At 65.5% G+C, this 3937-nt stretch carries 6 protein-coding genes; 2 read left to right on the forward strand and 4 right to left on the reverse strand.

From position 1 onward, the window contains the following. Together ACE3UY_RS16870 and ACE3UY_RS16875 are read left to right on the forward strand one after the other, a co-directional pair. Positions 1-135, forward strand: a 135-nt coding sequence (locus ACE3UY_RS16870; protein WP_374688661.1) for a response regulator transcription factor, incomplete at its 5' end; no start/stop codon positions are given. A gap of 166 nt (positions 136-301) precedes the next feature. Then, positions 302-1534, forward strand: coding sequence for an aminopeptidase (locus tag ACE3UY_RS16875; protein ID WP_374688656.1), 1233 nt, complete (start codon positions 302-304; stop codon positions 1532-1534). Between the two features lie 13 nt (positions 1535-1547). Here the strand turns inward: ACE3UY_RS16875 and ACE3UY_RS16880 are convergent, their stop codons facing one another. The 4 genes from ACE3UY_RS16880 to ACE3UY_RS16895 all read right to left on the reverse strand — a co-directional run. Beyond that, positions 1548-1763, reverse strand: a complete 216-nt coding sequence (locus ACE3UY_RS16880) for a DUF2283 domain-containing protein (RefSeq protein ID WP_374688657.1) — start codon at positions 1761-1763, stop codon at positions 1548-1550. 49 nt (positions 1764-1812) lie between these two features. Next, complete coding sequence (locus tag ACE3UY_RS16885; protein ID WP_374688658.1) at positions 1813-2187, reverse strand: type II toxin-antitoxin system VapC family toxin; 375 nt, start codon at positions 2185-2187, stop codon at positions 1813-1815. After that, the gene (locus ACE3UY_RS16890) at positions 2174-2383 is read right to left on the reverse strand and encodes a hypothetical protein (RefSeq protein WP_374688659.1); all 210 of its coding nucleotides are present in this window, start codon (positions 2381-2383) and stop codon (positions 2174-2176) included. The genes ACE3UY_RS16885 and ACE3UY_RS16890 overlap by 14 nt, the downstream gene beginning before the upstream one ends. A gap of 161 nt (positions 2384-2544) precedes the next feature. Then, a partial coding sequence (locus ACE3UY_RS16895) for a YbaY family lipoprotein (RefSeq protein ID WP_374688660.1) occupies positions 2545-3937 on the reverse strand: 1393 nt, incomplete at its 5' end.

The raw sequence follows: 3937 nt of genomic DNA on the forward strand, positions 1-3937 counted from the left end.
AACCGGGAGATCGCCGAGCGGCTGGTCATCAGCGAGGGGACGGTGAAGAACCACGTCTCCAACATCCTGAGCAAGCTCCAGGCCGAGAACCGCACGCAGGCGGCCGAACTGGCGCGGCGGTACGGTCTCACTTAAGGGAGGAAAGAGCTCACGCCAAGAGCGCCAAGAATGATAAGAACGCCAAGCTTCTCTTGTTCTTCTTTGCGTCCTTGGCAATCTTGGCGTTCTTTGCGTGAGCTCTCCTTTCCTCAAATGCAAAACTCGGCTACTCTCCTGCTGAACTCACTTGTAGGAGAGACCCATGACCCCCGAATTTGACCGCGCCCTCGACGCCTATGCCGAACTGATCATCAAGGTTGGCCTGAACCTGCGCGCCGGCCAGCGCCTCATCATCCGCGCTCCCCTGGAGTCCGCGCCGCTCGTCCGCCGCGTGGCCGCCCACGCCTACGATGGCGGCGCGCGCCTGGTGGAAGCCCTGTGGAACGACCCGCAGATGGCCCTCGTCCGCTTCACCCACGCCCCGGACGACTCCTTCACCGAACACTCCACCTGGCCGCTGCAGGCCGGGCTGGAGTACGCCGAGAACGGCCATGCCTATCTGTCGATCGGCGGCGTAGACCCCGATCTGCTGAAAGACGTTGACCCGGCGCGGCTGGCGACCGTCCAGCGTACCGAGGGGCGGCTCTACGCCCCCCTCTCCCGGCTCATCAGCGGCGACGCCGTCAACTGGTGCGTCGTTGGCTACGCCACACCGGGCTGGGCGGCGCGCGTCTTTCCCGACTCGTCGCCCGATGAGCAGCAAAAGCGCCTCTGGGACGCCATCTTCAAGACCGTGCGGCTCGACGCGCCCGATCCCGTCGCCGCGTGGCAGGCCCACGTGGATGATCTGGCAGCGCGCACGGCCTATCTGAACGACAAGCAGTATCACGCCCTCCACTTCCGCGGCCCCGGAACCGATCTGACCGTCGGCCTGCCCGACAACCACCGCTGGCTGGGCGGCGCGGCCCCGACGGGCAACGGCATCACCAACATCGCCAACGTGCCGACCGAGGAGGTCTTCACCGCCCCCCACCGCAACCGCGTCGATGGCGTGGTGACGGCCAGCATGCCCCTGAGCTATGGCGGCAACCTGGTGGAGAACTTCAGCCTGACCTTTGAGGGCGGGCGCGTGGTGGCGTTGCGCGCCGAGAAGGGGGAGGCGCTGCTGCGCTCGCTGGTGGAGACGGATGAGGGGTCGGCCCGGCTGGGCGAAGTGGCCCTGGTTCCGGCCAGCTCGCCCATCTCGAAACTGGGCATTCTCTTCTATAATACGCTCTACGACGAGAACGCCGCCAGCCACGTCGCCCTGGGCCGCGCCTACCGCAACTGCATCGCCAACTGTGAGGAACTGGACGACGACGCCTTCGCCGGCCGCGGCGGCAACACCAGCAACACCCACGTCGATTTCATGATCGGCTCGCCGCAGATGGACGTGGATGGGCTGATGGAAGATGGGACGGCCGAGGCGTTGATGCGGGCGGGGGAGTGGGTTTAGAATCTGAGGGTGCTTAACCGCGACTTAAACCGACGTCCTCAAGAATAACCTGACGTAGTACGCGCGGATCGCGAAATCGCTCCAACGCATCGAGGATTTCGATCCCTGCCAGGCGGCCTTCTTCATCGTAATCAGCGGCGATGCCTTCGGCCAGTAGCTCGGTCGTCACGGTGGCGTCAATGAACTGGATGTAGAGCGCGTCCACTTCGGCATCATAAGTGATCTTCATTGGCTGCTATATTGAGTACACAATCCCCATGCGCTGTTACTAACTCTAACTAAACGATGTCACTTGTTAGGCCTAGAGAGCGAACTCTTTGGAAGGTAGTATCGGCCGAGACTAAGGGAAGATCCATGGCTAATGCCGATGCCGCAATGACCGCATCAGGCACTTTCAGACGATGGTCGCGACGAATTTCAATGGCCCGCTCGATGACCTCATCTGAAAGCTCGATCCTCCGGCAAAGCGCCAGGAACGCGCGAATCTGCGCGGCGATCTCCGCCGTTAAGCGGGGCGAAGACAGCAACTCGATCTCGGTGATCGAGGCATAGAAAAGCTCCGGTGTGCGGGCTACCAACTGCGTGATCTTCTCTCGCCCCTCAAAGAAGTAGATGAGCGCGTTCGTGTCGAGCAGCGCCCTACTGCCACTCACCGCGCAACTCCTTCTGATAGGCCAGCGCGTCCGTTTCCCAAGTCAGAATGCCGCTGAACCGCAACCGCTCCAGCGCCGCAGCGTAGCTTTCCAGCAATTGCTGTACCATCTTGTCCGCGTCGCCGCCGAATTGGTCGCGCAGGAGGTCGGATAGCTTTTTCTCAAGCGCGCGGTCATGTAGTTCTAACGTGACCATTTCACATCTCCCGATAGGAAACCCATCTGAGTGGATTGTATCACACTGCCAGAATGGCACGCTGATGACGCTGATTGGGGCGCTGATTTTCGCGGATAAGAAAGCAGGCTCCTATCCGAGAAAATCAGCGCCAAATCAGCGTCATCTGCGTCCCATTCTTCTTACTGCACCGCCGGGATGTTCACCACCACATCCGTCGTCGGCGCGCCCTGGGTCAGCACCGGCACGCCGACCTGAGAGGCGTAGAGCACCTGCTCGCCCAACAGGATGCGCGCCCCGATGACGTAGCTCTTGGCCGGGTCGATGCTCGCCGAGTCGAAGGGAATCTCGAACGGGATGGGGAACTGCTGCCCGGCCAGCGCGGCCGAAATGGTCACGATGGGGTCGCCCGTCGTGCCCGCCTCGCGCAAGTCCACGTAGTAGGCCGCCGCGGGGTCGAGCTGGGCCGCCTGGTCGCTGGTGATCGTGCCGGTGATCGCCCCGGCCGGCGGCGCGTCGCCGATGACCTGGTGGGTCAGCGTCAGCGTCACGTCGTTGGCCGGCGCGCCCTGGGTCAGCACGGGCGTGCCCTGGCCGTCGGAGGCGTAGGTCAACTGGTTGTTGTCGATGATGCGCGCGTCGAAGATGTAGGCCCGCGCCGGGTCAATCTTGGCCGCGTCATAGCCCAACTCGAACGACACCGGCAGCGTCAGCCCGGCCAGCGGGATTTGGGCGAAGGCGGTGGCCGGCGCGTCGGCCAGCATCGGCTCGCGAATCTCTACGCCGAGGTACGCTCCGGAATCGGCCGGCCAGGTCATCGGCGCGTCGCCGGCCACGGTGAAGCGCAGCACGCCGCCCGCCGGGTCGGGCACGGCGGTCACCGGCACGACGATGTCGCTGGCCGGCGCGCCGGCCGTCAGCACCGGCACGGGGGCCAGCGTGGCGTAGAGCAGCCGGTTGCCCGACAGGATGCGCGCCGCCACCACGTAGGCCCGGTCGCCGGCGATGAGCGCCGGGTCATAGGGCAGTTCGAACGAGATGGGGAAGCCCATGCCGTCCAGCGGCATCTCGACGATGGCCGTGGCCGGCGCGTCGGCCAGCATCGGCTCGCGCAGTTCCACCTGGAGCACCGCGCCCGCCTCCAGCGCGGCCGGCGCTTGCGGCGTCGTCACCGAGCCGCGGATGGTTCCGCCCGCGCCCGCGGCCGCGGCCGGGCTGACGATGACCTCGACGTTGCCCGTCGGCGCGCCGGCGGTCAGCACCGGCACGCCCGTCTGGCTGGCGAACGTCGCCGCGCCGTTGACCAGGATGCGCGCATAGAGCAGGTACGTCCCGGCCGGGTTGATGGCCGCCGGGTCATAGGCCAGCTCGAACGGGATGGGAACCTGCCGCCCTTCGGCGTTGACCTGCGTCGAGGTGATGACCGCCGGCGCGCCGCCGGTGGCGTCCTGCAACTCCACCTCGATCACCGCCGCCGGGTCGAGGGCGATACGCTCCAGATAGGCCACCGTGCCCGTCAGCGTGCCGGTCAGCTCGCCGCCGGTCGCCCCACCCGTGGCGGGGAAGACCATGACC

Source organism: Promineifilum sp. (SeqCode) (genome assembly GCF_041918635.1).
In the GTDB taxonomy this organism is placed as follows: Bacteria; Chloroflexota; Anaerolineae; order Promineifilales; family Promineifilaceae; genus Promineifilum.